This is a genomic window from Methylobacterium marchantiae, from assembly GCF_042679825.1.
In the GTDB taxonomy this organism is placed as follows: Bacteria; Pseudomonadota; Alphaproteobacteria; order Rhizobiales; family Beijerinckiaceae; genus Methylobacterium; species Methylobacterium marchantiae.
On sequence record NZ_JBHTND010000001.1, the window covers coordinates 258821 to 282707 of the forward strand.

Here is a 23887-nt window from a genome sequence, read left to right on the forward strand (position 1 = left end):
TGCGTCAGGCCCGGCATCGCCCTTGCTCCGTCACGCGCAGAAGGCGGAGCCACATGATCGACAGAGTGTTCCACGCAGGCGCAAGCCTCGCCCTGCTTCTTGCCGTCGCGATCCTGTTCTCCACCAACCGCCGGGCGATCCGGCCGCGGACCGTGCTCTCGGCGCTCGCCCTGCAGATCGCGATCGGCGCCGTGGTCCTGTTCGTGCCGCTCGGCCGGCAGGCCCTCGATGCGGCGGCGACGCTGGTCCAGACGGTGCTCGCCTATGGCGATCGCGGCGTGCTGTTCCTGTTCGGCGGCTTGGTCGAGCCGCGCATGTTCGAACTCTTCGGCGGCAGCGGGTTCATCCTGGCGCTCCGGGTGCTGCCGCAGATCCTCTACGTCTCGGCGCTGATCGCGATCCTGTATCATCTCAAGGTGATGCAGACCCTCGCCCGCATCATCGGAGCCGGGCTCCAGCGGGTGCTCGGCACCTCGCCCATCGAGACTTTCTCGGCCGTCATCACCATCATCATCGGCCAGAGCGAGATCGCGGTGGCTTTGCGCCCGTTCCTGGCGCTGCTGACCGGGGCCGAATTGTTCGCCGTGATGACGAGCGGGGCCGCTTCCACCGCAGGCTCGATCCTGGCAGGCTATGCCGCGCTCGGCGTGCCGATGGAGTACCTGCTGGCGGCCGGCGTCATGGCGATCCCGGGCGGGCTCCTCTACGCCAAGATCCTGATGCCGTCGACCGAGCCCACGCGGGTGACGACGATGCAGGTGGAGTTCGGCGAGACGCGGGCAGTGAACCTGATCGAGGCGGCGGCCGACGGCACCCAGAAAGGGCTCGTCATCGCGGTCTCGGTGGGCGCCATGCTGATCGCCTTCACCGGGCTGATCGCCCTGCTCAACGGCATCGCCGGATGGGGCGGCGGCCTCGTCGGCTATCCGTCCCTCAGCATCGAGGGCGTGCTCGGGCTCGCCTTCGCGCCCCTGGCTTGGCTCATGGGCGTGCCCTGGAGCGAGGCCGGCCTCGTCGGCGGCGCCATCGGGCAGAAGATCGCGTTCAACGAGTTCCTGGCCTATGCCCAGCTCTCGCCTGTGCTGAAGTCGGGCGCTCTCGACGCGCGGACCACCGCCATCGTCTGCTTCGCCTTGTGCGGCTTTGCCAACCTCGCCTCCATCGCGATCCAGCTCGCGAGTCTCGCGAGCCTCGTCCCGGAGAGGAGGTCCGAGATCGCGCGCTATGGATTGCGCGCGATCCTGGCCGGTACCTTGTCGAACCTGACCAGCGCCACCATCGCCGGTCTGTTCATCGTCTGACGGGCAGCGATCACGCCGCTGCGCGCTTGCTCGATGCCTTCGCCGGCACTTTGGCCGGCGGCTTCGCCGGCGGCTTGGGCGCTGCGGTCACGGGCAGTTCGATATCGACGCCGAGCGTCGACATGTCCTTGCCCCGTTCCAGGCGGATCTGGACCTTGTCCCGCTCCACCGTCACGTGCTTGGCGATGACGGCGAGGATCTCCTCGCGGAGCAGCATCACCAGATCGGAACCGCCGGCCCCGGCCCGCTCATGGGCCAGGATGAGTTGCAGGCGGTCGCGCGCCGTGGGGGCCGAAGCACGCTTGTTGAAGAGGTTGCGCAGACTCATGCCGCCCTCCGTGTGAACAGCTTGTTGAGCAGGGATTTCTTGTCCGAGGGCACGGTCATCGGGACCGGGTCGCCCTTCAGGCGGCGGACGGCGTCGATATAGGCCCGGGCCGGAGCGCTGAGCGGGTTGTTCATCGTCACCGGGCAGCCGACATTCGAGGCGCGCAGCACTTCGAGGCTCTCGGGGATGATGGCCAGCAGCGGGATCGAGAGGATCTCGAGCACGTCGTCGACCTTGAGCATGTCGCCGCGATCGGCGCGGGCGGGGTCGTAGCGGGTGAGGATCAGGTGCTTCTCCATGATCTCGCCGCGCTCGGCCTTGAGCGTCTTCGAATCGAGGAGCCCGATGATGCGGTCGGAATCGCGGACCGAGGAGACTTCCGGGTTCGTGACGACCACCGCGAGATCGGCGTGGCGCATGGCCAGCGTGGCGCCGCGCTCGATGCCGGCCGGCGAATCGCAGATCACCCAGTCGAACTTCTCGCGCAGCTCGTCCATCACCTTGGCGACGCCCTCGTCGGTGAGCGCGTCCTTGTCGCGGGTCTGCGAGGCGGGCAGCAGCGAGAGGTTCTCGAGCCGCTTGTCGCGGATCAGCGCCTGGTTGAGCTTGGCATCGCCGTTGACCACGTTGATGAGGTCGTAGACCACGCGCCGCTCGGCGCCCATCACGAGGTCGAGGTTGCGCAGGCCGACGTCGAAATCGACGACGGCAACGCTTTGGCCGGCCTGCGCGAGCGCCGCGCCGAGTGCCGCCGTGGTGGTGGTCTTGCCGACGCCACCCTTACCTGAAGTAACGACCAGAACCTTGGCCATGCGTGTGTCTCCTTAATCCAAGGTTGCCATTTTGATGGAGCCGCTATCGAGCCAGATCTGCACGGGTTTCCCGCGCAGGGTCGTGCCCATATCCTCGGCCGTACGGACGAGGCGATCGATCCCGAGCAGTTCGGGCTCGAACTTGCGGCAGTAGATGCGGGCGCGGGGGTTGCGGGCGGCGCCGGCGATGGCGCGCCCCCGCAGGGCGCCGTAGACGTGGATCGAGCCGCCGGCGAGGATCTCGGCGCCCGATGCCACCGAGCCCATGACGGTGACGTCGCCGGTATGGTGCACGATCGACTGGCCGGAGCGGACCGATCCCTCGATCATGAGCGAGGTGGTTTCCGGATCGGCATCGGCCGGGATCTCGATGCTGCTGGCCGGGCGTCCGCCCACCAGGAGCGGTGGGAGAGTGAGACCGTCCAGCGATGCCGTCCCCGAGAGCGAGGCCGCGGCGCCCTCGATGCCGAGGATGCGGATGCGGCGGGTGCCGAGATCGGCCAGAAGCTTGCCGAGCACATCCGGGTCGGGTGCGAGCGCGGCGATGTCGAGGATGAGAGGGCGGCCGTCGAGCAGGGTCGGCGAACGCTTCAGCGAGGCGTCCAGATCGGCGAACCAATCGGGAAGCGGGGCTTCCGGGGCCAGGACGAGCGCCTTGAAGGCGCGGCCTCGAAGCTTGACGGATCGGCGGGATGGAGGGGCGTGTGTCACGGGCTCTCGCGATTCCTTACCGAACCATTGACGTCCGTTATGGTTACCGCTTGGTTAACGTCCCTGCCTTCCGTGATCCGTTGACGTCGGAATCCTGTGTTCCTGTGACGGCGCTATTCGAGCGCGGCGATTTTGATCGAATCCCCATCGAGCCTGACCTGGGCCGGCTGGCCCCGGCGCTCCGGACCGAGGTCGTCGGCCGTCCGGTAGAGACCGTCGATGGCGAGCAGTTCCGGCTCGAACTTGCGGCAGGTGATGCGCGCATCCGGGTTGCCGGAGGCGCCCGCTATGGCCCGTCCGCGTAGCGCCCCGTAGATGTGGATCGAGCCGCCGGCGATCACCTCCGCCCCCGAGGCCACCGAACCCATGATGGTGATGTCTCCGTCGAGATGCAGGATCGTCTGCCCGGAACGGACGGGTTGATCGAGGAACAGCGAGCGGGGCGCACGGGGCGGTTCGACGGGCGTCGGCGCGTCCGGCGTGGCGACGTCGTCCACCGGGCGGCCTCCGGCCGGGGCGGGGGGAAGCCCTTCGCCGAGGCTGCCGGATTTCGCCCCCTCGATCCCCATCACCGTGACGTCCCGCGCCTTCAGATCGGTCACCAGACCGGCAAGGTCCACCCGGTCGAGGCCGAGCCCCGATACGTCGAGGATCACCGGCCGGCCGACGAAGAAGGCCGGGGAGCGGCGCGCGAGCGCATCGAGGTCTTCGAGCCAGTCATGGACCGGTGCCGAGGGGGCCAGCACGAGGGCCATGAACGAACGGCCGCGGAAACGGATCGGGGGACGGGAATTCGGCTGGGTCACGCGAGGGCGTTTCTGCTGTTCCGAGATCGGGAGACGAATGTCGAAGCCCGAGCATATCGGCAGAAGCGCCCGAACGCTCCCCTCCGAAGACCGTCGATCGCGTCTCTCCACCGAAACGGGAGCAGCCGGCTCGGACAAGCAAGACGACGGTCGATGTGGCGCGTGCCATGCGAAGCCCGGATGAAAGGCGATTGCCAAAAGCCGACGACGGCTCGACCGCTTCCTCAATCGTTTCCCCTTGCCACGGCACGCAATCGAACATAAAGATATCTTTATGTCTCAAGAGAGCGTCAAGGCGCCGACCGCCCTTCCTTTCGCCGACGCCCTCGGTGTGCTGCGCGCCACCGCCGAGGAGACGCGCCTGCGCATCCTTGCGCTGCTGATGCAGGGGGAGCTCTCGGTCTCGGATCTCACCGATATCCTCGGCCAGTCGCAGCCGCGGATCTCGCGCCATCTCAAGCTCCTGGTCGAGGCCGGTCTGGTGGAACGGCATCGGGAAGGCGCTTGGGCGTTCTTTCGCCTCATCGAGGCACGGACCGGGCTGGTGGAGCCCCTGGTCGTCGGCCTCGACCGGTCGAGCCCGCCCCTGTCCGAGGATCGCGCCCGCCTCGATGGCGTACGCGCTCAGCGCGCGGATGCCGCACAGACCTTCTTCGCACGTCTCGCCCCGAAATGGGATCAGCTCCGTTCGCTCCACGTGCCGGAAGCGATGGTGGAGGCTGCGGTGATCGAGGCGCTCGGTTCGCGGCCGGTAAGAAGCCTGATCGATCTCGGAACCGGTACGGGACGGATGCTCGGTCTTCTGGCCCCGAGAGCCAATCGCGCCACGGGGCTCGATTCGAGCCACGCCATGCTCTCCGTCGCCCGGGCCAATCTCGAGCGGGCCGGCCTGTCCGGCGTCGACCTGCGCCAGGGCGACATTCACGCGCCGCCCTTCGGCCGGGAGAGCTTCGACCTCGTCGTGGTGCATCAGGTCCTGCATTATCTCGACGACCCGGCCCGTGCGCTCCGCGAGGCGGCACGGCTGGTGATGCCCGGAGGCCGGCTTCTCGTGGTGGATTTCGCGCCTCACGACCTCGAATTCCTGCGTGAGGATCAGGCCCATCGCCGCCTCGGCTTCGCCCCCGAGCAGGTGACGGGCTGGCTCGCAGATGCGGGTCTCGGTACGGTCGCGATCCGGCATCTCGCCCCTGCGGACGAGAGCGGCCACCAACTCACTGTCACCCTCTGGCTCGCCGCCGCCGCGGCCACGCCGGCACGAACTTCCGAGGCGGAGCGCGCCGTGGCCTGAACGGCCGCCATCGCCTTGCCGTCATCACAAAGACCGTCTGAACCGAAAGATCTTGAGGACGCCCGATGCCCACCGCTTCCCAACACCGCGCCAGCCGCGACGGCTATCGGCCGATCCAGGTCTCCATCGAGTTCTTCCCGCCGAAGACCGACGAGATGGAGAAGGTCCTGTGGTCGTCGATCGAGCGCCTCGCCCCGCTCCAGCCGAAATTCGTCTCGGTGACCTACGGCGCCGGCGGCTCCACCCGCGAGCGCACGCACAACACCGTGGCGCGGATGATCAAGGAGACCAGCCTCAAGCCGGCCGCCCATCTCACCTGCGTGGATGCCACCCGTGAAGAGATCGACGAGGTCGTGCAATCCTACTGGGATGCCGGCGTGCGCCACATCGTGGCCCTGCGCGGCGACCCGCAGGACGGCGTCGGCACAGCCTATCGTCCGCATCCCGGCGGCTATGCCCGGACCAGTGATCTCGTGGCCGGCATCAAGCGGGTCGGCGACTTCAAGGTCTCGGTCTCGGCCTATCCCGAGAAGCACCCGGAGGCCGCCTCGCTCGATGCCGATATCGATGCCCTTAAGGCCAAGGTCGATGCCGGCGCCGACCAGGCGATCACGCAGTTCTTCTTCGAGAACGACGTCTATCTGCGCTACGTCGACAAGGTCCGCGCCGCCGGGATCGACATCCCGATCATCCCCGGCATCCTGCCCGTCCAGAACTTCAAGCAATCGGCCAATTTCGCCCGTCGTACCGGCGCGTCGGTGCCGTATTGGCTCGCTGCCCGGTTCGAGGGGCTGGACAACGACGTCGACACCCGCCGCCTGATCGCCGCCGCCGTGGCGGCCGAGCAGGTGCTCGATCTGGTGGATCAGGGCGTCAACGACTTCCATTTCTACTCGATGAACCGCTCCGACCTCGTTTATGCCATCTGCCACCTGCTCGGCCTGCGTTCTCAGGCGCCGAAAGTGGCGGCGAAGGCGGCTTGAAATAAGGACACGCGATCCAACCCTTGGACCTCATCCTGAGGCGCCCGCGCATGCGGGCCTCGAAGGAGGGCTCCAGATCGCGCAACGAGACTTGGAGACCTCCTTCGAGGCCTCCGCTACGCTCCGGCACCTCAGGATGAGGTGGATTGGTGGGACTTCGCGTCTCCAAGGATACGACATGACCGACCTACGCCCCGTCGACGGTAAAGAGATCGAAGCCGCCCTGCGCCAGCGGGCTGCGGAAAAAATCCTCGTCCTCGACGGGGCGATGGGCACGGTGATCCAGCGCCTCGGTTACGGCGAAGCGGATTTTCGTGGATCGCGCTTCCCCGATCATTCCCATGACCAGAAGGGCAACAACGACCTGCTGATCCTGACGCAGCCCGACGCGATCCGGCAGATCCACCTCGACTATTTCCTGGCCGGCGCCGATGTCTGCGAGACCAACACCTTCTCCGGCACCACCATCGCCCAGGCCGATTACGGCATGGAATCCATCGTTCACGAGCTGAACGCGCAAGGCGCGCACCTCGCCCGCGAGGCGGCAAAACTCGCCGAGGAGCAGGATGGTCGCCGCCGCTTCGTTGCCGGCGCCATCGGCCCGACGAACCGAACCCTGTCCATCTCCCCTGACGTGAACAATCCCGGCTACCGGGCCGTGACCTTCGATCAGGTCAAGACCGCCTACGAGGAGCAGGTCCGAGGCCTGATCGAAGGCGGCGCCGAGCTCATCCTCATCGAGACCATCTTCGACACGCTCAACGCCAAGGCGGCTGTGGCCGCGGCCTGGGCGGTGTTCGAGGAGACCGGCACCACCCTGCCGATCATGATCTCCGGCACCATTACAGATCTGTCGGGACGTACCCTGTCGGGCCAGACCCCCGAAGCGTTCTGGAATGCCCTGCGCCATTCCTCTCCGCTCACCATCGGCCTCAACTGTGCGCTCGGCGCCAAGGAGATGCGCGGGCATATCTCCGAACTCTCGCGCATCGCCGATACCCTGGTCTGCGCCTATCCGAATGCCGGTCTTCCCAACGAATTCGGCCTCTACGACGAGAGCCCGGAGGCGATGGGCAAGCTGGTGGGCGAGTTCGCCACTTCCGGCCTCGTCAACATGGTCGGCGGCTGCTGCGGCACCACGCCGGACCATATCCGCGCCATCGCGCAGGCGGTCGAGGGTGTGAAGCCCCGCGCAATCCCGGACGTGCCCCGGCTGATGCGCCTGTCGGGCCTGGAGCCGTTCACGCTCACGAAGGAGATCCCCTTCGTGAATGTCGGCGAGCGCACCAACGTCACGGGCTCGGCGAAATTCCGCAAGCTCGTCACCGCCGGCGACTACGCGGCGGCGCTCGACGTGGCACGCGATCAGGTCGCTGCCGGCGCCAGCATCATCGACGTCAACATGGACGAGGGCCTGCTCGATTCCGAGAAGGCGATGGTGGAGTTCCTCAACCTCGTCGCCGCCGAGCCGGACATCGCCCGCGTGCCGGTGATGATCGATTCCTCGAAATTCCACGTCATCGAGGCCGGGCTCAAATGCGTCCAGGGCAAGGCCATCGTGAACTCGATCTCCATGAAGGAGGGCATCGAGAAGTTCATCGCGGACGCCAAGGTGTGCCGCTCCTACGGCGCGGCGGTGGTGGTGATGGCCTTCGACGAGCAGGGGCAGGCCGACACGCTGGAGCGCAAGGTCGAGATCTGCTCCAAGGCCTACGAGGTGCTGACCGAAGAGGTCGGCTTCCCGCCGGAGGACATCATCTTCGACCCCAACGTCTTTGCCGTCGCCACCGGCATCGAGGAGCATAACGGCTACGGTGTCGCTTTCATCGAGGCGACGCGGATCATCCGCGAGACCCTGCCCCACGCCCATATCTCGGGCGGCATCTCGAACTTGAGCTTCGCCTTCCGCGGCAACGAGCCGGTGCGCGAGGCGATGCACGCGGTGTTCCTGTACCACGCGATCCAGGTCGGCATGGATATGGGCATCGTGAATGCGGGCCAGCTCGCGATCTATGACGAGCTTCCGGCCGAGTTGCGCGAGCTGTGCGAGGACGTCGTCCTGAACCGGCGCGACGACGCCACGGACCGGCTGCTCGACGCGGCTGCGCGCTTCAAGTCCGGCGGTGGCGTCCAGGCCAAGACCGCCGATCTCAGCTGGCGCGAGGCCCCCGTCGCCAAGCGTCTGGAGCACGCCCTCGTCAACGGCATCACCGAATACGTGGTCGTCGACACCGAGGAGGCGCGGCTCGAATCCGCGCGCCCCCTTCACGTCATCGAAGGCCCGCTGATGGCCGGCATGAACGTGGTCGGTGACCTGTTCGGCTCCGGAAAGATGTTCCTGCCGCAGGTGGTGAAATCCGCCCGCGTGATGAAGCAGGCGGTGGCCTATCTCGAACCCTTCATGGAGGCGGAGAAGCTCGCCAATGGCGGCGACGGCAAGCGTCAGGCCGCCGGGAAGATCCTGATGGCGACGGTGAAGGGCGACGTCCACGACATCGGCAAGAACATCGTCGGCGTCGTGCTGGCCTGCAACAATTACGAGATCATCGATCTCGGCGTGATGGTGCCCGCGGCCAAGATCCTCGACGTCGCGCGCAAGGAGAACGTCGACATCATCGGCCTGTCCGGCCTGATCACGCCCTCCCTCGACGAGATGGTGCATGTGGCCGCCGAGATGGAGCGCGAGGGGTTCGACGTGCCGCTCCTCATCGGCGGTGCCACGACGAGCCGCGTCCACACCGCGGTGAAGATCCACCCGTCCTACAACCGGGGCCAGACCGTCTACGTCACCGATGCGAGCCGGGCCGTCGGCGTGGTGTCGAGCCTTCTCTCGAAGGAGACGCGGGACACGACCATCGAGAAGGTGCGGGCCGAGTACAGGAAGGTCGCCGACGCGCATGCGCGCTCGGAACTCGACAAGCAGCGCCTGCCGCTGGCGAAAGCCCGCGCCAACCCGTTCCGGATCGACTGGTCCGGCTACGCGCCGAAGAAGCCGACCTTCACGGGAGCGCGGGTCTTCGCCTCCTACGAGGTCGCCGATCTCGTCCCCTATATCGACTGGACGCCGTTCCTGCAGACCTACGAGTTCAAGGGCCGCTATCCGGCGATCTTCGAGGACCCCAATCAGGGTCCGGCGGCGAAAGCCCTGTTCGACGACGCGCAAGGTATGCTGAAGCAGATCGTCGAGGAGCGCTGGTTCAACCCGAAGGCGATCATCGGCTTCTGGCCGGCGAACGCGGTGGGCGACGACATCGCGCTCTATACCGGCGACAGCCGCTCCGAGAAGCTCGCCACCTTCCACGGCCTGCGCCAGCAGCTGTCGAAGCGGGACGGGCGGGCCAATACCTGCCTCTCCGACTTCGTTGCGCCCGAAGGGTCCGGCATCGGCGACTACGTCGGCGGCTTCGTCGTGACGGCGGGGCTCGAGGAGGTGCGCATCGCCGAGCGCTTCGAGCGGGCCAACGACGATTACCGCTCGATCCTGGTCAAGGCGCTCGCCGACCGCATCGCCGAGGCGCTCGCCGAACGCATGCACGAGCGGGTCCGCCGCGAGTTCTGGGGGTATGCCGCCGACGAGGTGTTCGCACCGGAAGATCTCGTGCGCGAAGAATATGCCGGCATCCGTCCTGCTCCGGGCTACCCGTCCCAGCCCGACCATACCGAGAAGGTCACGCTGTTCGATCTCCTCAAGGCCGAGCCGCGCATCGGGGTGAAGCTCACCGAGAGCTACGCCATGTGGCCGGGCTCGTCCGTCTCGGGTCTCTACATCGCCCATCCGGAGGCGCATTATTTCGGCGTCGCCAAGGTGGAGCGCGATCAGGTCGAGGATTACGCTCTCCGCAAGGGCATGGACCTGCGCGACGTCGAGCGCTGGCTCGGGCCGATCCTCAACTACGACCCCGCCCGCTATCTCGCGGCGGCTGCCGAATAAGACGCCATTCGGTGGAATGGAGCATGGGTGTGTCCGGCGGAGCCTTGACCGTCGGACCGCCCGCGCTTCAATGCACCCACCCTGATCGAGTGGGCTAGCGGAGCGCGACCACGTTGAACCGGAACACCGGAATCCTGGCCGTCGCCGCCATCCTCGCCCTCGGAGTGTCCGGCTGTACCGGCTTTTCCTATCTGTCGAAGAACTACGCCGCGGTGGGCGTCCAGATCGTGACCATCGGCTGCAACGATCCCTATTCCGTCTATGATCAGCGGCGCGTGAACAAGATGCTCGTCGTCTCCGACGGTCTTCGGGAGATCACCGGCTGCGGTATCGACGAGCGCTACGACGGACAGGGCGGACCCGCGGCAACGCGCGCCAAGCGGCTGCGCGAGGCGGCCCGCACATTCCTCGACGAGACCGCGCGGGAGAATTGCAAGATCACCGGGGAATCCGTCTTCACCGACCTGCAGACGGAATTCTCCTATGTCTGCAATCCCACCCCTGAAGCGCGTGGCCTGAAGGTGCCGAGACTTCCCTCGCGCTGACGCGTCAGCCGCCGTCGGCAGAGGGGCGCGGGAAGGTCCGTTCCGCCGCATCTCCCGATGCCGCGAGCAGGGCGCGGGCGAGGTCGCGCGCCTCGCTCCGGTCGAGGGCGAGGATGGCGGTGAAGGGCGCTCCGGACAGGTCCGCAAGGCCGAGTTCGAGCCGCACACCATCAGGCAATGCGGCGACGGCGAGACTCCAGTCCCGTTCCTGCTGCCCGCTCATCGGCCCATCTCCCGTGCGGCGTGAGGCATCGGCGGACAAAGTGAACGTCACTTCCCGACGGAGGCCGATGCTGCAGGCGTGCAAGATCGCACGCCTGCGCAGCCGTGCTTTTCAAAACCGTGCCTTGAATGACCGATTGCGGCCTGCGAGGCCAGAGCGGAAGCGCAAGCCGGCCACATCTCTCGGCCCGGGAGATTGACGGCCGGCGGCGGAACGGTGTTTCTCCGCCCGCGTAGCGGCCGGAGCGCCGGCCGTTGCCAAGACCAAATGTTGTCAAGACAAGGAAACGCCGACATGTCCGAGATCTGGTTCCGCACCGGCGAGGCGACCGTGCTCGCCGCCGATGGCCAGTATACCGACGCGATGCCGGAAGTGCTGATCGGTTCCACCCGAGGCCCGGTGGGCCAGGCCTTCGCCGGCATGATGGGGCAGGTCCAGGGCCATACCCGCATGTTCGTGGTCCGGGACCTGAACCAGCTCGTGCGTCCCTCCACCATGATGACCACCAAGGCGACGATCCATACGGTCGAGTACGTGAACCTGCTCGGCGGCGTGGTTCAGGCCGCCACCGGCGACGCGATCGTCGATTGCGTGATCGAGGGCATCCTGCCGAAGGACGGGCTCGACGAGCTGTGCATGATCATCATGATTTGGCTCGACCCGCGCTGCGCCGAGGATGCCAACCTCGACCAGAAGGACCTCTACCGCACCAATTACGAGGCGACGAAGCTCGCCATCGCCCGTGCCATCAAGGGCGAGCCGACGATCGACGAGCTCATCGCCAACCGCAAGACGGTGAAGCACTACGCTCTCGAGGACATCATCGAGTATTGAGTCGGCAGTCGACCGGGGCGAGTTCCTGTCGCTCCTGTCACCCCGGCGGGATGCGGCCCACCGAGCAGAGGGTACGGATGGAGCCGGATGGATCGGTGTAGCAACTCGCCGACCATCCGTTCTGCTGGATGAAGGATTTGCGGCGCTCCCGGAGCGAGGTCTCGTAGGCCTTGCCGATGGCGCTCTGGACGGCACCGGGCGATTCTCCGATCGCGGCTCCACCGGCGATCGCCAGATCCTGGAAGTAGACGGCCAAGGGTGTCGGATCGCCCGATGCCGCCTGGACGATCGGTTCGGCCCGGCAGGTCAGGTCGATCTTCGTGCTGTTGGGAATCTTGAGGTCGATACTCGGCCCCTGCCGCCGGCCGACCTTGGCACCGATCTGCCCCGCGATCCGCACCGCCAGCGCGTCGCACTCGTCGGCTTGGACGGCCGTCGGTGCGGAGAGGATGAGAGCCACCAGAAGAATTCGAAACATCGCTCGACCCTGCGCCGTTTCCGCTCGCGCGGCGGCCTGTCCAGGGAGCGATGCGTCAGGCCGGCACCTGTGTCAAAGCCTTCAGCGGCATCTCGCCTGACGATCCGGCCCCGCCGCGGGGACGCGCGCCCGACGCTTCACGCAAGGAATCCACGGTCTCGTCCGAGCCTTCGGTGACGATTTCCCGCCGCCGTTCCGCAGTCGGCATCGGCAGGCGCACGAGGATGATGGTGCCGAGGCCTTCCTCCGAACGGATGCGGAGCGACCCGCCATGGAGCTGCGCCATGGAGCGTGCGATGGCGAGGCCGAGACCGGAGCCCTTATGCGTCCGGGTGAGATTGGTCTCCACCTGCTGGAACGGCGATCCGAGGCGGCGCAGGGCCGCCTTTGGAATGCCGATGCCCGTATCCTCGATGAAGATATGGATCCGATCCCCGGACGGGCGCGCCTTCACGACGATACGGCCGTCTCCGCCGGGCGTGAACTTCACCGCATTCTGCAGCAGGTTGACCAGGATCTGGTGCAGCGCGCGCGCGTCGACCAGCAGGGTCAGACCGGCGACGGTATCGACGTCGATGGTGAGCGATTTCGCCCGGGCCGGCTCGGTGACAAGCTTCAGGGCGTTCTGGATAGCGCCGTCGAGGGGGACTTCCCGGAGAGCCAGACGAACCCGGTGCGATTCGATGCGCGACATGTCGAGGATGTCGTCGATGACCGAGAGCAGATAGTCGCCGCTCGAGCGGATGTCGCGACAATACTCGGTGTAGCGCGGCGAGCCGAGGGAGCCGTAGACCCCCGTTTCCATCAACTCGGCGAAGCCCATGATGGCGTTGAGCGGCGTCCGCAGCTCGTGGCTCATCGTGGCGAGGAACTCCGATTTCGCCTGGTTGGCCGTCTCCGCCTGGGCCTTCTGGTCGAGATAGCGCTCGGCGAGGTCCGCGAGCTGCTGGGTCTGCAATTCCAGGGTCCGGCGCGAGCGCTTGAGATCCTTGACCGTCTCGATCAGCTCGCGCTCGGATGCGACGAGCTGCTCCTGCTGCCGCTTGAGGTTGGTGATGTCGGTACCGACGGAGACGTAGCCGCCGTCCTTCGTCCGCCGCTCGCTGATCTGGAGCCAGCGGCCGTCCGTGAGCTCCGCCTCGAAGGTGCGGGCCGTCGCCGACGAGGCCTCGATCTCGCGTAGCTCCCGGCGTACCGGGGGGAGGACGCCGCGGCCCATGATCTCGTGGTAGCGCTTGCCCGGCGTCGCATCGTCCGGGCTCAGGGCGTGGAGGTGGCGGAACTTCGAATTGCACAGGACGAGGCGGTTGCTCGTGTCCCACAGCACGAAGGCTTCCGAGATCGCCTCCACCGCATCGCGCAGGCGCATGTCGGCGGTGGCATTGGACTCGGCGAGCTGCCGCTGCTCGGTGACGTCGAGGGCGATGCCCACGAGATGGCGCCCGCCATCGACCTGATCGGGGACAATCTCGGCGCGGGTGCGCAGCCAGATCCAAGCGCCGTTGGCGCCGCGCATGCGGAACTCATGATCGACGGTGGACTGGCTCGCGGCCAATTGGCGGGCCAGGGCATAGAGGTCGCCGTCGTCCGGGTGGACCAGGGCGTTGACGTCGCCGAAGGACAGGAATTCTCGCTCGCGGCGATAGCCGAGCAGCGCGTACATCGAATCCGACCAGTAGATCCGTCCACGCGGGATGTCCCAGTCCCACAATCCGCAGCGCCCGCGGCCGAGGGCGGTGTCGAGCCGCTGCTTGATCTGCTCGCACAGCCTGTCCACCGCGTAGGCGCGCCGGGTCTGGAGGGCGTAGGCAACCCCGATCCCGACGATGACGAGGGCGGCCGAGGCGTAGAGAACCGCCTGGTTCCGCATCCGCGTGGTCCAGGCGTCGAGAACGGGGGCGATGGGCTGGATGACCGCCACCTGGCCCCGGCCGTTGGGAAGTGTCCGCAGGGCCGCGAAGGCCTGCTCGCCATTGGCGAGGGTGAGGGCCATCACGCCGGCGCGCTCTCCCAGCGTGCTGAGTGCTTGCATCTCCCCGATCCGGTCCGTCAGCGTTCCGCGCGGATCCGTCATGGCCGGATGGGCGCCCAGAATCTCTTCGGATGCCGACGTCACCAGGATCTGCCGTCCGGCCGGCATCAACGTGACCGGAAGGAGCGTCTCCAGGCGTGAGCGGATCGCGGAAGAGGTCGCTTCCACATCCGACAAGGCAGCTGTGACCAGCCGGGTGAAGGTCTCGATCTCGGTGACCGTCTCGCGCAGGATCTCGCTGCGTTCGCCGCGCAACTGGAGCGCCGCTCCAGCCGCCAGGCAGACGAGGAACGTCGCGAGGAAAGCGGGTACCGCGTAGCGCAGCCAGATCTCGGCACGGACGAAGCGGGCATGGGCCGCAGTCTGAGGGCGGTGAATACCGAGGATCGTATCCGCGCGCGCGGAGAGGGAAGCGGAATCCGCCTCCAGCATGACAAGACCCCGCAACTGCCGGTGAGTCGCTCGGATACGTGTTGGTGAGTCACGCTCCGAATCGTATTCAGTTCAGCATTTCCACAGCCAACTTGTCCACGGAATTCTTGGACAGATCCTTGACTCTCGGCCGAGTGTGGCAATCGAATCCAGAGAATCGACCGATTCAATTTTATGTTGTTTATTAATGGTTTAGCCCTGCGCGAGAGTCCGGGTCAGGATGTCCGCCACATCGCGCGAAAGCCCCGGCGTGGCGGCGATTTCGCCAAGCGTGGCCGTAGCTTGGCTACGACGTTCGAATTCCAGCATTCGCCACGATCCGAAAGCCGTCAAAAGGCGCGCGGCGAGCTGAGGATTCGTCCCGTCGATGGTCCGGATCGCGTCCGCGACCAGCTTGAACCCTGCGCCATCGGACCGGGCGAACTGGGTCGGGTTCGCCGTACTGAACGTTCCGATGAGGGCGCGAACCCGGTTCGGATTGGTCATCGCGAAGGCCGGATGGTCCTGAAGTTCGCGGATGCGCGCGATCGTGTCGTTCTCCGGGATCAGCGCCTGGATGCCGAACCACTTGTCCAGGACCAGAGGTTCGTCGGCGTATCGGCTGGCGAAGGCCTGGAGGGCCGCCTCTCGTGCCTCGCCCGGTATCGTGGCCAGAGCCGAGAGGGCAGCGAGACGGTCGGTCATGTTGGTGGCATCGGTGAACTGGGCGACAGCGAGTTCGGTCCCCCGCTCTTCATCGGCCGCCTTGATCAGGTCGAGGGTAGCGTTTTGCAGGGCCCGACGACCGGCGGAAGCCGCATCGGAGCTGAATGCCGCCTCCGCCTGGTCGGCCAGAGCGGCGTGAAGCGCTTCCAGGCGTTTCCGGAGGCCTCGTCCGATATGGCGTCGCAAGGTGCGTCTGGCACGGTGGATCGCGTCTGGATCGATATCCACGCCGATCTCGTTGGCCACGTCGCCTTCGCTCGGCAATCCGAGGACCAGGGCGGCGAAGGCCGGATCGCTCAGGGCTTCGGCATCGAGGAAGGTGGACAGGGCCTCGACGAAGGCCTGTGCATCCGAGCCCGCATCCTCCGCCAGCGGGGCGTCCGCTTTCGTCCGCTGCACGATGAGGCGCATGGCGATGCTCTGGGCGGCCTGCCAGCGGTTGAAGGAATCGTTGTCGTGGGCGAGCAGCGTCAGGCGCTCCGTATCGCTCAAGACCATCTCGACCCGGACGGGGGCCGAGAACTCCCGGAACAGCGATGGGACCGGCCGCTCGTCGACGTCGGTGAACACGATCTCGTCCGCCGGGCGATCAAGGACGAAGACGCCCCCGACGACACGCTCGCAGGCGGCAGCGATGGGACCGCGTCCGCCGACGAGGCCGAGGGCGATCGGTATGACGAGTGGCGGGCTGTCCTCCGCGCCCGGCAGGCGCTGGCGGAACCTCAGGCGGTATGTCCTCGCCGAGGCGTCGTGATGCCCTTCGATTGTGACCACCGGCGTGCCCGGCCGCTCGTACCACCGCGCGAAGCCCGAGAGATCGCGGCCGGTCTCGGTGGCGAAGGCGGCGAGGAAATCTTCAACCGTGGCCGCTCGCCCGTCATTGTCGGCGAAGTAGCGGTCCATGCCCGCGCGAAAGGCCGCGGCACCGATCAGGGTGCGCAACATCCGCACGATCTCGGCGCCCTTCTCGTAGACGGTGGCGGTGTAGAAGTTGTTGATCTCGGCATAGGCCCTGGGGCGTACCGGATGGGCCAGCGGCCCGGCATCCTCGGGGAATTGGCGGGCGCGCAGCGTCCTGACCTCGCCGATGCGATGGACGGCGCGCGAGCGCATGTCGGAGGAGAATTCCTGGTCGCGGAAGACCGTGAGACCCTCCTTCAGGCAGAGCTGGAACCAGTCGCGGCAGGTGACGCGGTTGCCCGACCAGTTATGGAAATATTCGTGGGCGATGATCCTCTCGATGGCCGCGTAATCCGCATCGGTCGCGGTGTCCGGCGAGGCGAGGACGTACTTGTCGTTGAAGATGTTGAGGCCCTTGTTCTCCATCGCGCCCATGTTGAAATCGGACACTGCCACGACGTTGAACACGTCGAGGTCGTAGGCACGCCCGAACGCCGTCTCGTCCCATCTCATCGAGCGGGCGATGGCCTCCAGGGCATAGTCTGCGCGGTCGGCCTTGCCCGGCTCCACGTAGACGGCGATCGAGACGGCGCGGCCGTCCATGGTGGTGACCTCGCGCGACACCCGGTCGAGGCGACCGCCGACCAGGGCGAAGAGGTAGGCCGGCTTCGGATGCGGGTCGTGCCAGACGGCATAATGGCGACCGGGGCCTGCAGGGCCGGATTCCTTCGGGTTGCCGTTGCCGAGGAGGATCGGCGCCTCGTCCTCCTCGGCCTCGATCCGGGTCGTGTAGACCGACATCACGTCGGGCCGGTCGAGGAAATACGTGATCCAGCGGAAGCCGTCGGCCTCGCATTGGGTGCAATAGACGCCGCTCGACCGGTACAATCCCATGAGCTTGGTATTGGCGGTCGGGTCGATCCGGGTCTCGATCCTCAAGGCGAAGGGCCGTCGTGGCGGCTCGTGCACGGTCAGAGCCGCGGGCGTGGCGGAATAGGCTGCCGAATCGAGGGGGCTGCCGTCGAGGGTAAGCCCCAGCAACGCGAGCTCGTCGCCATCGAGCACCAGCGGAGCGTGCGGGCGTCCCGCCGGGTTCGGGCGCAGGGCCAAAGTCGAGATGATCCGCGTCTCGCGGGGATGGAGCCGTACATCGATATCTACCGTGTCGATGAGGTAGTCGCTCGGCCGGTAGTCTTCGAGATGGATCAGGATCGGGGTTTCGGTGCGCATGGCGGGTCCGGGTTTCCCTTGCGGCGGACGATATTCTATCGTTTCGAACGTCGTAGAAGAGGTGCCGATCCGAGGCCATGTCCCTCATCAGGGGATGGGACCGGGCGACAGGGGACGAGGAGAGCGGATGAAGCGAGGCACCATGGCGATGGGCGTTTGCGTCGCCCAGATATGGGCCGTTTGTGCCTCGGCGCAGAACGGTGGCGCCGCATTGGCCAAACCCACGCCGGCTCCCAAAGCATCTCAGGTTCCGACGATCGTCGGAACATGCGCCCGGACGACCATCACCGAGATCGGCGACCGCTTCGGGGGGAGCATCACGGGTGCCGGCAAATCCGACCCCGCCACGGGCACGGCGGTGTCCTACGCCAATGGCGGCTATCAGATTTCCTATTCCCGCGTCGCCGCGCTCGAGCGTTCCAAGGTCGGGGACTCGGTGATGGTGTGCCTGATCTCCGTGCCGAAGGACTGCCCCAAGGGCGACGATCGCGGACGGGTCTACACCACCACCAACCTGCGTTCGGGAGATGTCTGGTCGATGCCGGACTCCCAGCATATGTGCGGCGGCGCCTGAACGGCTCCGCCCGGCTACTGCTTCGAACGATTGACGAGGGCCTGGAGCGCCCTGGCCACGGCCTCGGTGACGTTCTTGCGGTACTTCTTATGAACGAGCTGGCCGTTATGGTAGATGTCGTGCTCGACGTAGAGCCGTTCACCGTCCCACCGCACCACGTTGTCGGTCTCCGAGGTCTCCGTCACCCCGAGGTCGTCGCGCAGGGTGATGTTGCTGGGTTGCGTCAACATATCGGATCCTTTCAATCGTTCTCGGGGCATTGGCGGTGTCGGAGCATGGGAACGCGCCCTGCCGCTAGCGGCGAACGAGGCTGTCGGGACAGGCATCTCTCGGGGAAATCCGGCTCCGGCGACGATGGAAGCCCCGTTGCGTCCGGTTCTAAGGAGCCGAAGCGCATGACGTCTCCCGTGCCCGATTGCATGGCTTTCACCTTCCGCCGTTCCTCGGGGCGACCTTACGAAGCGACGGCCTCCTATGCCAGCGCGAAGCTGACAGGATGCCCTCAACGCACCGTCACCTGGTTCTTGATCCGGTCGTAGGTCGACCGGCTGAGGACGCGTTTCGACAGGAGTTGGTCGACGGACGTGTAGGGGCGGCGCTGAATGATGGCGCGCCCGATCATGCCGCCACCCTTGAGGCCGTTGAGCTCGGCGAGCGATCCGGTGTTGAGATCCACTACGGAGACCGCCGGCGGTCCGGCGCTGTCGGCCGCATCCTCCACCGCTTGCTGGGTCTCTGTCTGGGACGTCCGCAGGGGAGGAGTCTGCGCCAGCGGCGCCGCGGGACCACCGGAGGGGGCGGGAACCGGGCTTGTCGCGGCAGTCGCCTGTCCCTCGGGCGACGTCGGCGGAGTCGCCGGCCGCGACGGAGACCGGATCGGCGACGGCGCCTGGATGGGTTGCGGCACGGGTGCCTGCTGCGGTTGAGGTGCCGGTTGCGCAGGGGCGGGTTGCTCGGCCGGGACCGCCGGCTCGGCGCGCCGCTCGGGTTTCGGCGAAACCGGCCGCGATGGATCGGGTCTGGCAGGCTCGGTTCTCTGCACCTGCGGCACGGAGACCGGATCGTCACCGCCCTGGGGCCAGAAAGCCTGGACCAGACCCGCCAACCCCGCCGCTACGACAAAGAGAACGACCACTCGCAGAAGAGTCGAACCGCTGAGCATCCAACCCGCCTCACGCACACCATGCGGTCGGAACGGTAACATGGGAAACAAAGCAAAGTCTTGCGGTCGAACCGGATGTCCTCAGGCACCTGCGTGAGAACGCGTCCGACGCACCGGAAGGGGCTGGTAAGACGCATCGACGTCGGGTGCCGGCCCCTGCATGGTCCGTCGCGATGTCCTTTGCTTCTCCGTTCCCTTTACTGAACCGGTTCGTCGCAGAACGCGTGGGGGCGCTGCGCTACCTGCTGGCGCTGTTCCGCCTCGTTCATGCCGCCAGCCCGCGCCTGCTGGTGACCAGCCTCACCCTGCGCCTCGTGCGAGCGAGCCTGCCGGTGCTGATGCTCTATGTCGGCAAGCTCATCCTCGACGCCATCGTCGCCGAACATGCACGGCCGCATCCGGCCGGAACCGGCCTCGACGCTTGGCTCGCCGACCCCGCCCTGCGCCGTCTCGCCGGCCTCGTCGCCCTGGAACTCGGCCTCGCCATCCTGTCCGACCTCCTGGGGCGGTTCAGCACCCTCGTCGACGGGTTGGTGGCGGACCTCTACGGCAACGCCGCGACCCTTCGGCTGATGCGCCACGCAGCCGCCCTCGATCTCGCGCAATTCGAGGACAGTGCCCAGCAGGACCGGCTGGAGCGCGCCCGCCGCCAGGTGACCGGGCGCTCCAACCTGCTGTTCCAGCTCTTTGGACAGGCACAGGATCTGATCACGCTCGTCTCATTCGGCATCGGTCTCGCGGCCTACGCCCCGTGGTTGATCGTGCTGCTCGCCGGCTCCCTCGTCCCGGCCTTCCTCAACGAGCTCTATTTCAACCGCCAGGGCTATCGCCTCGCCTGGACCCGCACGCCCGAGCGGCGCCAGATCGACTACCTGCGCTATCTCGGCGCCAGCGTGGAATCCGCCAAGGAGATCAAGCTCTTCGGCCTCAATACCTATATCGCCGATCGCTATCGGGCCCTTGCCACAAAGCTGCTCGCAGACAGCCGCGCCCTGGCCATCCGCCGCGCCGGCTGGGGCGGCGCCTTCGCAGCGCTCGGTACGCTCGCCTATTACGCGGCCTACGCCACCATCGTCTGGCGCACGGTGGCCGGCGCCTTCTCCATCGGCGACCTCGCCTTCCTCGCCGGCTCGTTCCAGCGTCTGCGCGGCCTGATCGAGGGCCTGCTGCTGGGGTTCTCGCAGATCTCGTCGCAGGCGCAGTATCTCGAAGACCTGTTCTCGTTTTTCGACGTGGTGCCGCTTATCCGTTCGCCGGACCGCCCCATCCCGTTTCCGCAGCCCATCACTCACGGCATCGTCTTCGAGGATGTCGGGTTCCGCTATCCCGGCACCGAGATCTGGGCGGTGCGGTCCTTGAGCTTCCACCTCGCCGCCGGTGAGGTGCTGGCCCTGGTGGGAGAGAACGGGGCCGGCAAGACCACCATCGTCAAGCTGCTGACCCGGCTCTACGACCCGACGGAAGGCCGTGTGCTGCTCGATGGACGTCCGCTCTCCGACTACGACCTCGACGACCTGCGCGCCCGGATCGGCGTGATCTTCCAGGATTTCGTGCGCTTCGATTTCACCGCCTCCGAGAACGTCGCCGTCGGGCGCATCGACGAGCGTGACGATTCCCACCGTATCACCCGTGCTGCCGGGCGCGGCCTCGCCGACGGCGTAATCGGGCGGTTGCCTCTGGGCTACGACCAGCCGCTCGGCAAGCGCTTCGCCGAGGGCGTCGACCTCTCCGGCGGCGAGTGGCAGAAGATCGCGCTGAGCCGGGCCTATATGCGGGAGGCCGAGATCCTCATCCTCGACGAGCCCACCGCCGCTCTCGACGCGCGGGCCGAGTTCGAGGTGTTCCAGCGCTTCCGCGATCTCAGCCGAGGACGCAGCTGCGTCCTGATCTCGCACCGCTTCTCCACCGTGCGCATGGCCGACCGCATCCTCGTCCTCGAAAGCGGCAGGGTCGTCGAGTCCGGGACGCATGCGGAGCTGCAGGGTCGCGGAGGTCGCTACGCCGAGCTGTTCGAGCTGCAGGCTGCCGGCTATCGCTGAGACGTGGGCCACCATGCTCTGCGGACAACGCAACCGGGGGGCGCCGATATGGAGCCCCCCGAGCCGTTGCATCTCGGCGTCAGAACCATCATCACACCATCCAGATTCTCGGGCCGTTCGGCTCGCCCTCCCAAGGATGCGGCGAAGCGAAGAGTCGGCAGTTCGACGCCGTCCGTGATCTTCCAGACATGAGAAGAACGCCATGAAGACGCGCGCTGCGGTCGCGTGGGAGGCCAAGAAGCCTCTCACCATCGAGACGATCGATATCGAAGGACCCAAGGCCGGCGAGGTGCTCGTCGAATTGATGGCCACCGGCATCTGCCATACAGACGCCTACACCCTGTCGGGCCTCGATTCCGAGGGCAAGTTCCCGGCGATCCTCGGTCACGAGGGCGCGGGCATCGTCCGCGAGGTCGGCGCCGGGGTGACCGACCTCAAGGTCGGCGACCACGTGATTCCGCTCTACACGCCGGAATGCCGCAGCTGTAAGTCCTGTCTGTCGCAGCGCACCAATCTCTGTACCGCGATCCGCGCCACGCAGGGCCAGGGCGTGATGCCGGACGGCACCAGCCGCTTCTCCTGCACCTCCACCGGCGGCAGCCCTGGCGGCGCCAACACCGTGTTCCATTACATGGGCTGCTCGACCTTCTCGAACTTCACGGTCCTGCCGGCGATCGCGCTTGCCAAGATCCGCGAAGACGCCCCCTTCGACAAGATCTGCTACATCGGCTGCGGCGTCACCACCGGCATCGGCGCGGTGATCTACACCGCCAAGGTCTGGCCCGGTGCCAACGTCGTGGTGTTCGGTCTCGGCGGCATCGGCCTCAACGTGCTTCAGGCCGCCCGGATGGTCGGTGCCGACAAGATCATCGGCGTCGACATCAACCCGGACAAGCAGGAGATGGCCCGCAAGTTCGGCATGACTCACTTCATCAACCCGAAGGAGGTCGGCAACGATCACGTCGTCGCGGCGATCCTCGACGTGACGGGCGGTGGCGCAGACTTCTCGTTCGACTGTACCGGCAACGTCAACGTGATGCGCCAGGCGCTCGAGTGCTGTCACCGCGGCTGGGGTGAATCCATCGTCATCGGCGTGGCCGAGGCAGGCAAGGAAATCTCGACCCGTCCGTTCCAACTCGTCACCGGCCGCGTCTGGAAGGGCTCGGCCTTCGGCGGCGCCCGCGGCCGCACCGACGTGCCGAAGATCGTCGACTGGTACATGGACGGCAAGATCAACATCGACGATCTGATCACCCACACCATGCCGCTGGAACAGATCAACCACGGCTTCGACCTGATGCACGAAGGCAAGTCGATCCGGTCGGTGGTGGTTTACTAGTCCGGCGAGGAGGGAGCGGCGGTTCCCGCTCCCTCCAACCGAAGCGATCGCATCTGCAGGTTCGCTTGTTGGAAGACCTTCGGCAGCACCACGTCATCCCGGGGCCGCCCAGCGGAGCCCGGGATCCAGAGCCATAGGTGGCGCAAGGTTTTACACTGTCGGCGGTTCTGGATTCCGGGCTCGCCTGCGGCGACCCGGAATGACGCAGCGTCTCATTCGCCTGTGTCTTGCGCCTGTGTCCCGCCTTTCAAGAGAGAGGGCGCACGGTCGGCTCGCCGGTCAACGTAGCGCCGGATTACTGCGGAACGACGAACGCCATTCCCATCTCATCAGGAGATCACAGCATGGAAACCATCTCGAAGGCCCGCGCCCATGGCGGCACGCAGGGCGTCTACAAGCACGATGCCAAGACCACCGGCTGCCCCATGACCTTCGCGGTTTTCGTGCCACCGCAGGCGGAGAACGGCCCGGTGCCGGTGCTCTGGTACCTGTCCGGTCTCACCTGCACCCATGCCAATGTCATGGACAAGGGCGAGTATCGTCGGGCGGCGGCCAAGCATGGCGTGATCATCGTGGCGCCTGATACGAGCCCGCGCGGCGCGGACATTCCGGACGAGGCCGGCAACTGGCAGTTCGGTTCGGGCGCCGGCTTCTATGTCGACGCGACCCAGGCGCCCTATGCCACGAATTACCGGATGTGGAGCTACGTGACGGAAGAACTTCCGGCCCTCATCGCCGAGAACTTCCCCGCGGACATGTCTCGCCAGGGCATCTTCGGCCATTCGATGGGCGGACACGGCGCTCTGACCATCGCGCTCACCTATCCCGACCGTTTCAAGTCCTGCTCGGCCTTCGCGCCGATCGCACAGCCGTCCACCGCCGGATGGTCGAAGCCCGCCTTCGAGAAGTATCTCGGGAAGAACGAGGCGGCCTGGCGCGCGCATGACGCCACGGCACTGATCGAGGACGGCAAGCGCTTCCCCGAATTCCTCGTGGATCAGGGCACCGCCGACAGCTTCCTGCAGGACGGGCTGCGCCCCTGGCTCCTGGAAGAGGCTTGCGCAAAAGCCGGAATCGCCCTGACGCTGAACATGCGCGAGGGCTACGACCATTCCTATTTCTTTATCTCGACCTTCATGGACGACCACATCGCCTGGGCTGCCGACCGCCTGAAATAGGCCAACCGCACATCATCGCATCCCCGGCGGGTCGCGCCGGGGATGTGGATCGT

The 23887-nt window shown here is 66.6% G+C and carries 20 protein-coding genes; 10 read left to right on the forward strand and 10 right to left on the reverse strand.

What is annotated here, in order from left to right:
- The first annotated feature begins 53 nt into the window (after positions 1 to 53).
- Positions 54 to 1301 carry a NupC/NupG family nucleoside CNT transporter gene (locus ACFQ4G_RS01275; protein ID WP_238206874.1) on the forward strand — a complete coding sequence of 416 codons (1248 nt, stop codon included), beginning with the start codon at positions 54 to 56 and terminating at the stop codon, positions 1299 to 1301.
- Positions 1302 to 1311: 10 nt separating this feature from the next.
- Here the strand turns inward: ACFQ4G_RS01275 and minE are convergent, their stop codons facing one another.
- The 4 genes from minE to minC (ACFQ4G_RS01295) form a co-directional block, all read right to left on the reverse strand.
- Positions 1312 to 1629, reverse strand: coding sequence for a cell division topological specificity factor MinE (minE, locus tag ACFQ4G_RS01280; protein WP_238206872.1), 318 nt, complete (start codon positions 1627 to 1629; stop codon positions 1312 to 1314).
- Positions 1626 to 2441, reverse strand: a complete 816-nt coding sequence (gene minD / locus ACFQ4G_RS01285) for a septum site-determining protein MinD (RefSeq protein WP_238206869.1) — start codon at positions 2439 to 2441, stop codon at positions 1626 to 1628. The genes minE and minD overlap by 4 nt, the downstream gene beginning before the upstream one ends.
- Before the next feature lie 12 nt (positions 2442 to 2453).
- Positions 2454 to 3152, reverse strand: a complete 699-nt coding sequence (minC, locus tag ACFQ4G_RS01290; RefSeq protein ID WP_238206866.1) for a septum site-determining protein MinC — start codon at positions 3150 to 3152, stop codon at positions 2454 to 2456.
- Positions 3153 to 3265: 113 nt separating this feature from the next.
- Complete coding sequence (minC, locus tag ACFQ4G_RS01295; RefSeq protein WP_238206863.1) at positions 3266 to 3958, reverse strand: septum site-determining protein MinC; 693 nt, start codon at positions 3956 to 3958, stop codon at positions 3266 to 3268.
- 274 nt (positions 3959 to 4232) lie between these two features.
- Here minC (ACFQ4G_RS01295) and ACFQ4G_RS01300 point away from each other — a divergent pair, with 274 nt between their 5' ends.
- The 4 genes from ACFQ4G_RS01300 (at position 4233) to ACFQ4G_RS01315 (ending at position 10708) form a co-directional block, all read left to right on the forward strand.
- Complete coding sequence (locus ACFQ4G_RS01300; RefSeq protein WP_238206862.1) at positions 4233 to 5249, forward strand: ArsR/SmtB family transcription factor; 1017 nt, start codon at positions 4233 to 4235, stop codon at positions 5247 to 5249.
- A 65-nt stretch (positions 5250 to 5314) separates the two neighbouring features.
- Positions 5315 to 6232, forward strand: a complete 918-nt coding sequence (gene metF / locus ACFQ4G_RS01305; RefSeq protein WP_238206861.1) for a methylenetetrahydrofolate reductase [NAD(P)H] — start codon at positions 5315 to 5317, stop codon at positions 6230 to 6232.
- A gap of 178 nt (positions 6233 to 6410) precedes the next feature.
- Positions 6411 to 10163 carry a methionine synthase gene (gene metH / locus ACFQ4G_RS01310; protein ID WP_238206860.1) on the forward strand — a complete coding sequence of 1251 codons (3753 nt, stop codon included), beginning with the start codon at positions 6411 to 6413 and terminating at the stop codon, positions 10161 to 10163.
- 113 nt (positions 10164 to 10276) lie between these two features.
- Positions 10277 to 10708 (forward strand): hypothetical protein, encoded by a 432-nt coding sequence (locus ACFQ4G_RS01315; RefSeq protein WP_238206859.1) that lies wholly within the window; start codon positions 10277 to 10279, stop codon positions 10706 to 10708.
- A gap of 4 nt (positions 10709 to 10712) precedes the next feature.
- Here the strand turns inward: ACFQ4G_RS01315 and ACFQ4G_RS01320 are convergent, their stop codons facing one another.
- Positions 10713 to 10931 (reverse strand): hypothetical protein, encoded by a 219-nt coding sequence (locus ACFQ4G_RS01320; protein ID WP_238206858.1) that lies wholly within the window; start codon positions 10929 to 10931, stop codon positions 10713 to 10715.
- Positions 10932 to 11225: 294 nt separating this feature from the next.
- On the opposite strand from ACFQ4G_RS01320, the gene fae reads away from it, so the two are divergent.
- Complete coding sequence (fae, locus tag ACFQ4G_RS01325) at positions 11226 to 11765, forward strand: formaldehyde-activating enzyme (protein WP_238206857.1); 540 nt, start codon at positions 11226 to 11228, stop codon at positions 11763 to 11765.
- Between the two features lie 37 nt (positions 11766 to 11802).
- On the opposite strand, the gene ACFQ4G_RS01330 is transcribed toward fae, so the two are convergent.
- The 3 genes from ACFQ4G_RS01330 to pepN form a co-directional block, all read right to left on the reverse strand.
- Positions 11803 to 12243, reverse strand: a complete 441-nt coding sequence (locus ACFQ4G_RS01330; protein ID WP_238206855.1) for a hypothetical protein — start codon at positions 12241 to 12243, stop codon at positions 11803 to 11805.
- Between the two features lie 55 nt (positions 12244 to 12298).
- The gene (locus ACFQ4G_RS01335; RefSeq protein ID WP_238207052.1) at positions 12299 to 14707 is read right to left on the reverse strand and encodes a PAS domain-containing sensor histidine kinase; all 2409 of its coding nucleotides are present in this window, start codon (positions 14705 to 14707) and stop codon (positions 12299 to 12301) included.
- 192 nt (positions 14708 to 14899) lie between these two features.
- Entirely contained in the window at positions 14900 to 17542 is a 2643-nt protein-coding gene (gene pepN, locus ACFQ4G_RS01340) for an aminopeptidase N (protein WP_238206853.1), read from the reverse strand.
- Between the two features lie 127 nt (positions 17543 to 17669).
- Between pepN and ACFQ4G_RS01345 the strand changes: the two genes are divergently transcribed.
- Positions 17670 to 18116 (forward strand): hypothetical protein, encoded by a 447-nt coding sequence (locus ACFQ4G_RS01345; protein WP_238206851.1) that lies wholly within the window; start codon positions 17670 to 17672, stop codon positions 18114 to 18116.
- Between the two features lie 14 nt (positions 18117 to 18130).
- Here the strand turns inward: ACFQ4G_RS01345 and ACFQ4G_RS01350 are convergent, their stop codons facing one another.
- Complete coding sequence (locus tag ACFQ4G_RS01350) at positions 18131 to 18346, reverse strand: hypothetical protein (RefSeq protein WP_238206850.1); 216 nt, start codon at positions 18344 to 18346, stop codon at positions 18131 to 18133.
- Positions 18347 to 18618: 272 nt separating this feature from the next.
- Positions 18619 to 19251, reverse strand: coding sequence for a ComEA family DNA-binding protein (locus tag ACFQ4G_RS01355; protein ID WP_379039531.1), 633 nt, complete (start codon positions 19249 to 19251; stop codon positions 18619 to 18621).
- A 200-nt stretch (positions 19252 to 19451) separates the two neighbouring features.
- On the opposite strand from ACFQ4G_RS01355, the gene ACFQ4G_RS01360 reads away from it, so the two are divergent.
- The 3 genes from ACFQ4G_RS01360 to fghA all read left to right on the forward strand — a co-directional run bounded on the left by ACFQ4G_RS01360 (position 19452) and on the right by fghA (position 23834).
- Positions 19452 to 21317: an ABC transporter ATP-binding protein gene (locus tag ACFQ4G_RS01360; RefSeq protein ID WP_238206848.1), complete on the forward strand. Its 1866-nt coding sequence runs from the start codon at positions 19452 to 19454 to the stop codon at positions 21315 to 21317.
- 202 nt (positions 21318 to 21519) lie between these two features.
- A complete protein-coding gene (locus ACFQ4G_RS01365; RefSeq protein WP_238206847.1) occupies positions 21520 to 22656 on the forward strand; it encodes an S-(hydroxymethyl)glutathione dehydrogenase/class III alcohol dehydrogenase in 1137 nt (378 codons plus the stop codon).
- Positions 22657 to 23000: 344 nt separating this feature from the next.
- A complete protein-coding gene (gene fghA / locus ACFQ4G_RS01370) occupies positions 23001 to 23834 on the forward strand; it encodes an S-formylglutathione hydrolase (RefSeq protein ID WP_238206846.1) in 834 nt (277 codons plus the stop codon).
- Positions 23835 to 23887 lie beyond the last annotated feature (53 nt).

Bases quoted from the DNA above. Each gene is read 5' to 3' on its own strand.
- fae (WP_238206857.1), top strand. From the start codon at position 11,226: ATGTCCGAGATCTGGTTCCGCACCGGCGAGGCGACCGTGCTCGCCGCC.
- ACFQ4G_RS01360 (WP_238206848.1), top strand. From the start codon at position 19,452: ATGTCCTTTGCTTCTCCGTTCCCTTTACTGAACCGGTTCGTCGCAGAA.
- fghA (WP_238206846.1), top strand. From the start codon at position 23,001: ATGGAAACCATCTCGAAGGCCCGCGCCCATGGCGGCACGCAGGGCGTC.
- ACFQ4G_RS01300 (WP_238206862.1), top strand. From the start codon at position 4,233: ATGTCTCAAGAGAGCGTCAAGGCGCCGACCGCCCTTCCTTTCGCCGAC.
- ACFQ4G_RS01330 (WP_238206855.1), bottom strand. From the start codon at position 12,243: ATGTTTCGAATTCTTCTGGTGGCTCTCATCCTCTCCGCACCGACGGCC.
- ACFQ4G_RS01345 (WP_238206851.1), top strand. From the start codon at position 17,670: ATGAAGCGAGGCACCATGGCGATGGGCGTTTGCGTCGCCCAGATATGG.
- metF (WP_238206861.1), top strand. From the start codon at position 5,315: ATGCCCACCGCTTCCCAACACCGCGCCAGCCGCGACGGCTATCGGCCG.
- minD (WP_238206869.1), bottom strand. From the start codon at position 2,441: ATGGCCAAGGTTCTGGTCGTTACTTCAGGTAAGGGTGGCGTCGGCAAG.
- minE (WP_238206872.1), bottom strand. From the start codon at position 1,629: ATGAGTCTGCGCAACCTCTTCAACAAGCGTGCTTCGGCCCCCACGGCG.
- ACFQ4G_RS01350 (WP_238206850.1), bottom strand. From the start codon at position 18,346: ATGTTGACGCAACCCAGCAACATCACCCTGCGCGACGACCTCGGGGTG.
- ACFQ4G_RS01275 (WP_238206874.1), top strand. From the start codon at position 54: ATGATCGACAGAGTGTTCCACGCAGGCGCAAGCCTCGCCCTGCTTCTT.
- ACFQ4G_RS01320 (WP_238206858.1), bottom strand. From the start codon at position 10,931: ATGAGCGGGCAGCAGGAACGGGACTGGAGTCTCGCCGTCGCCGCATTG.
- ACFQ4G_RS01365 (WP_238206847.1), top strand. From the start codon at position 21,520: ATGAAGACGCGCGCTGCGGTCGCGTGGGAGGCCAAGAAGCCTCTCACC.
- pepN (WP_238206853.1), bottom strand. From the start codon at position 17,542: ATGCGCACCGAAACCCCGATCCTGATCCATCTCGAAGACTACCGGCCG.
- ACFQ4G_RS01335 (WP_238207052.1), bottom strand. From the start codon at position 14,707: ATGCTGGAGGCGGATTCCGCTTCCCTCTCCGCGCGCGCGGATACGATC.
- metH (WP_238206860.1), top strand. From the start codon at position 6,411: ATGACCGACCTACGCCCCGTCGACGGTAAAGAGATCGAAGCCGCCCTG.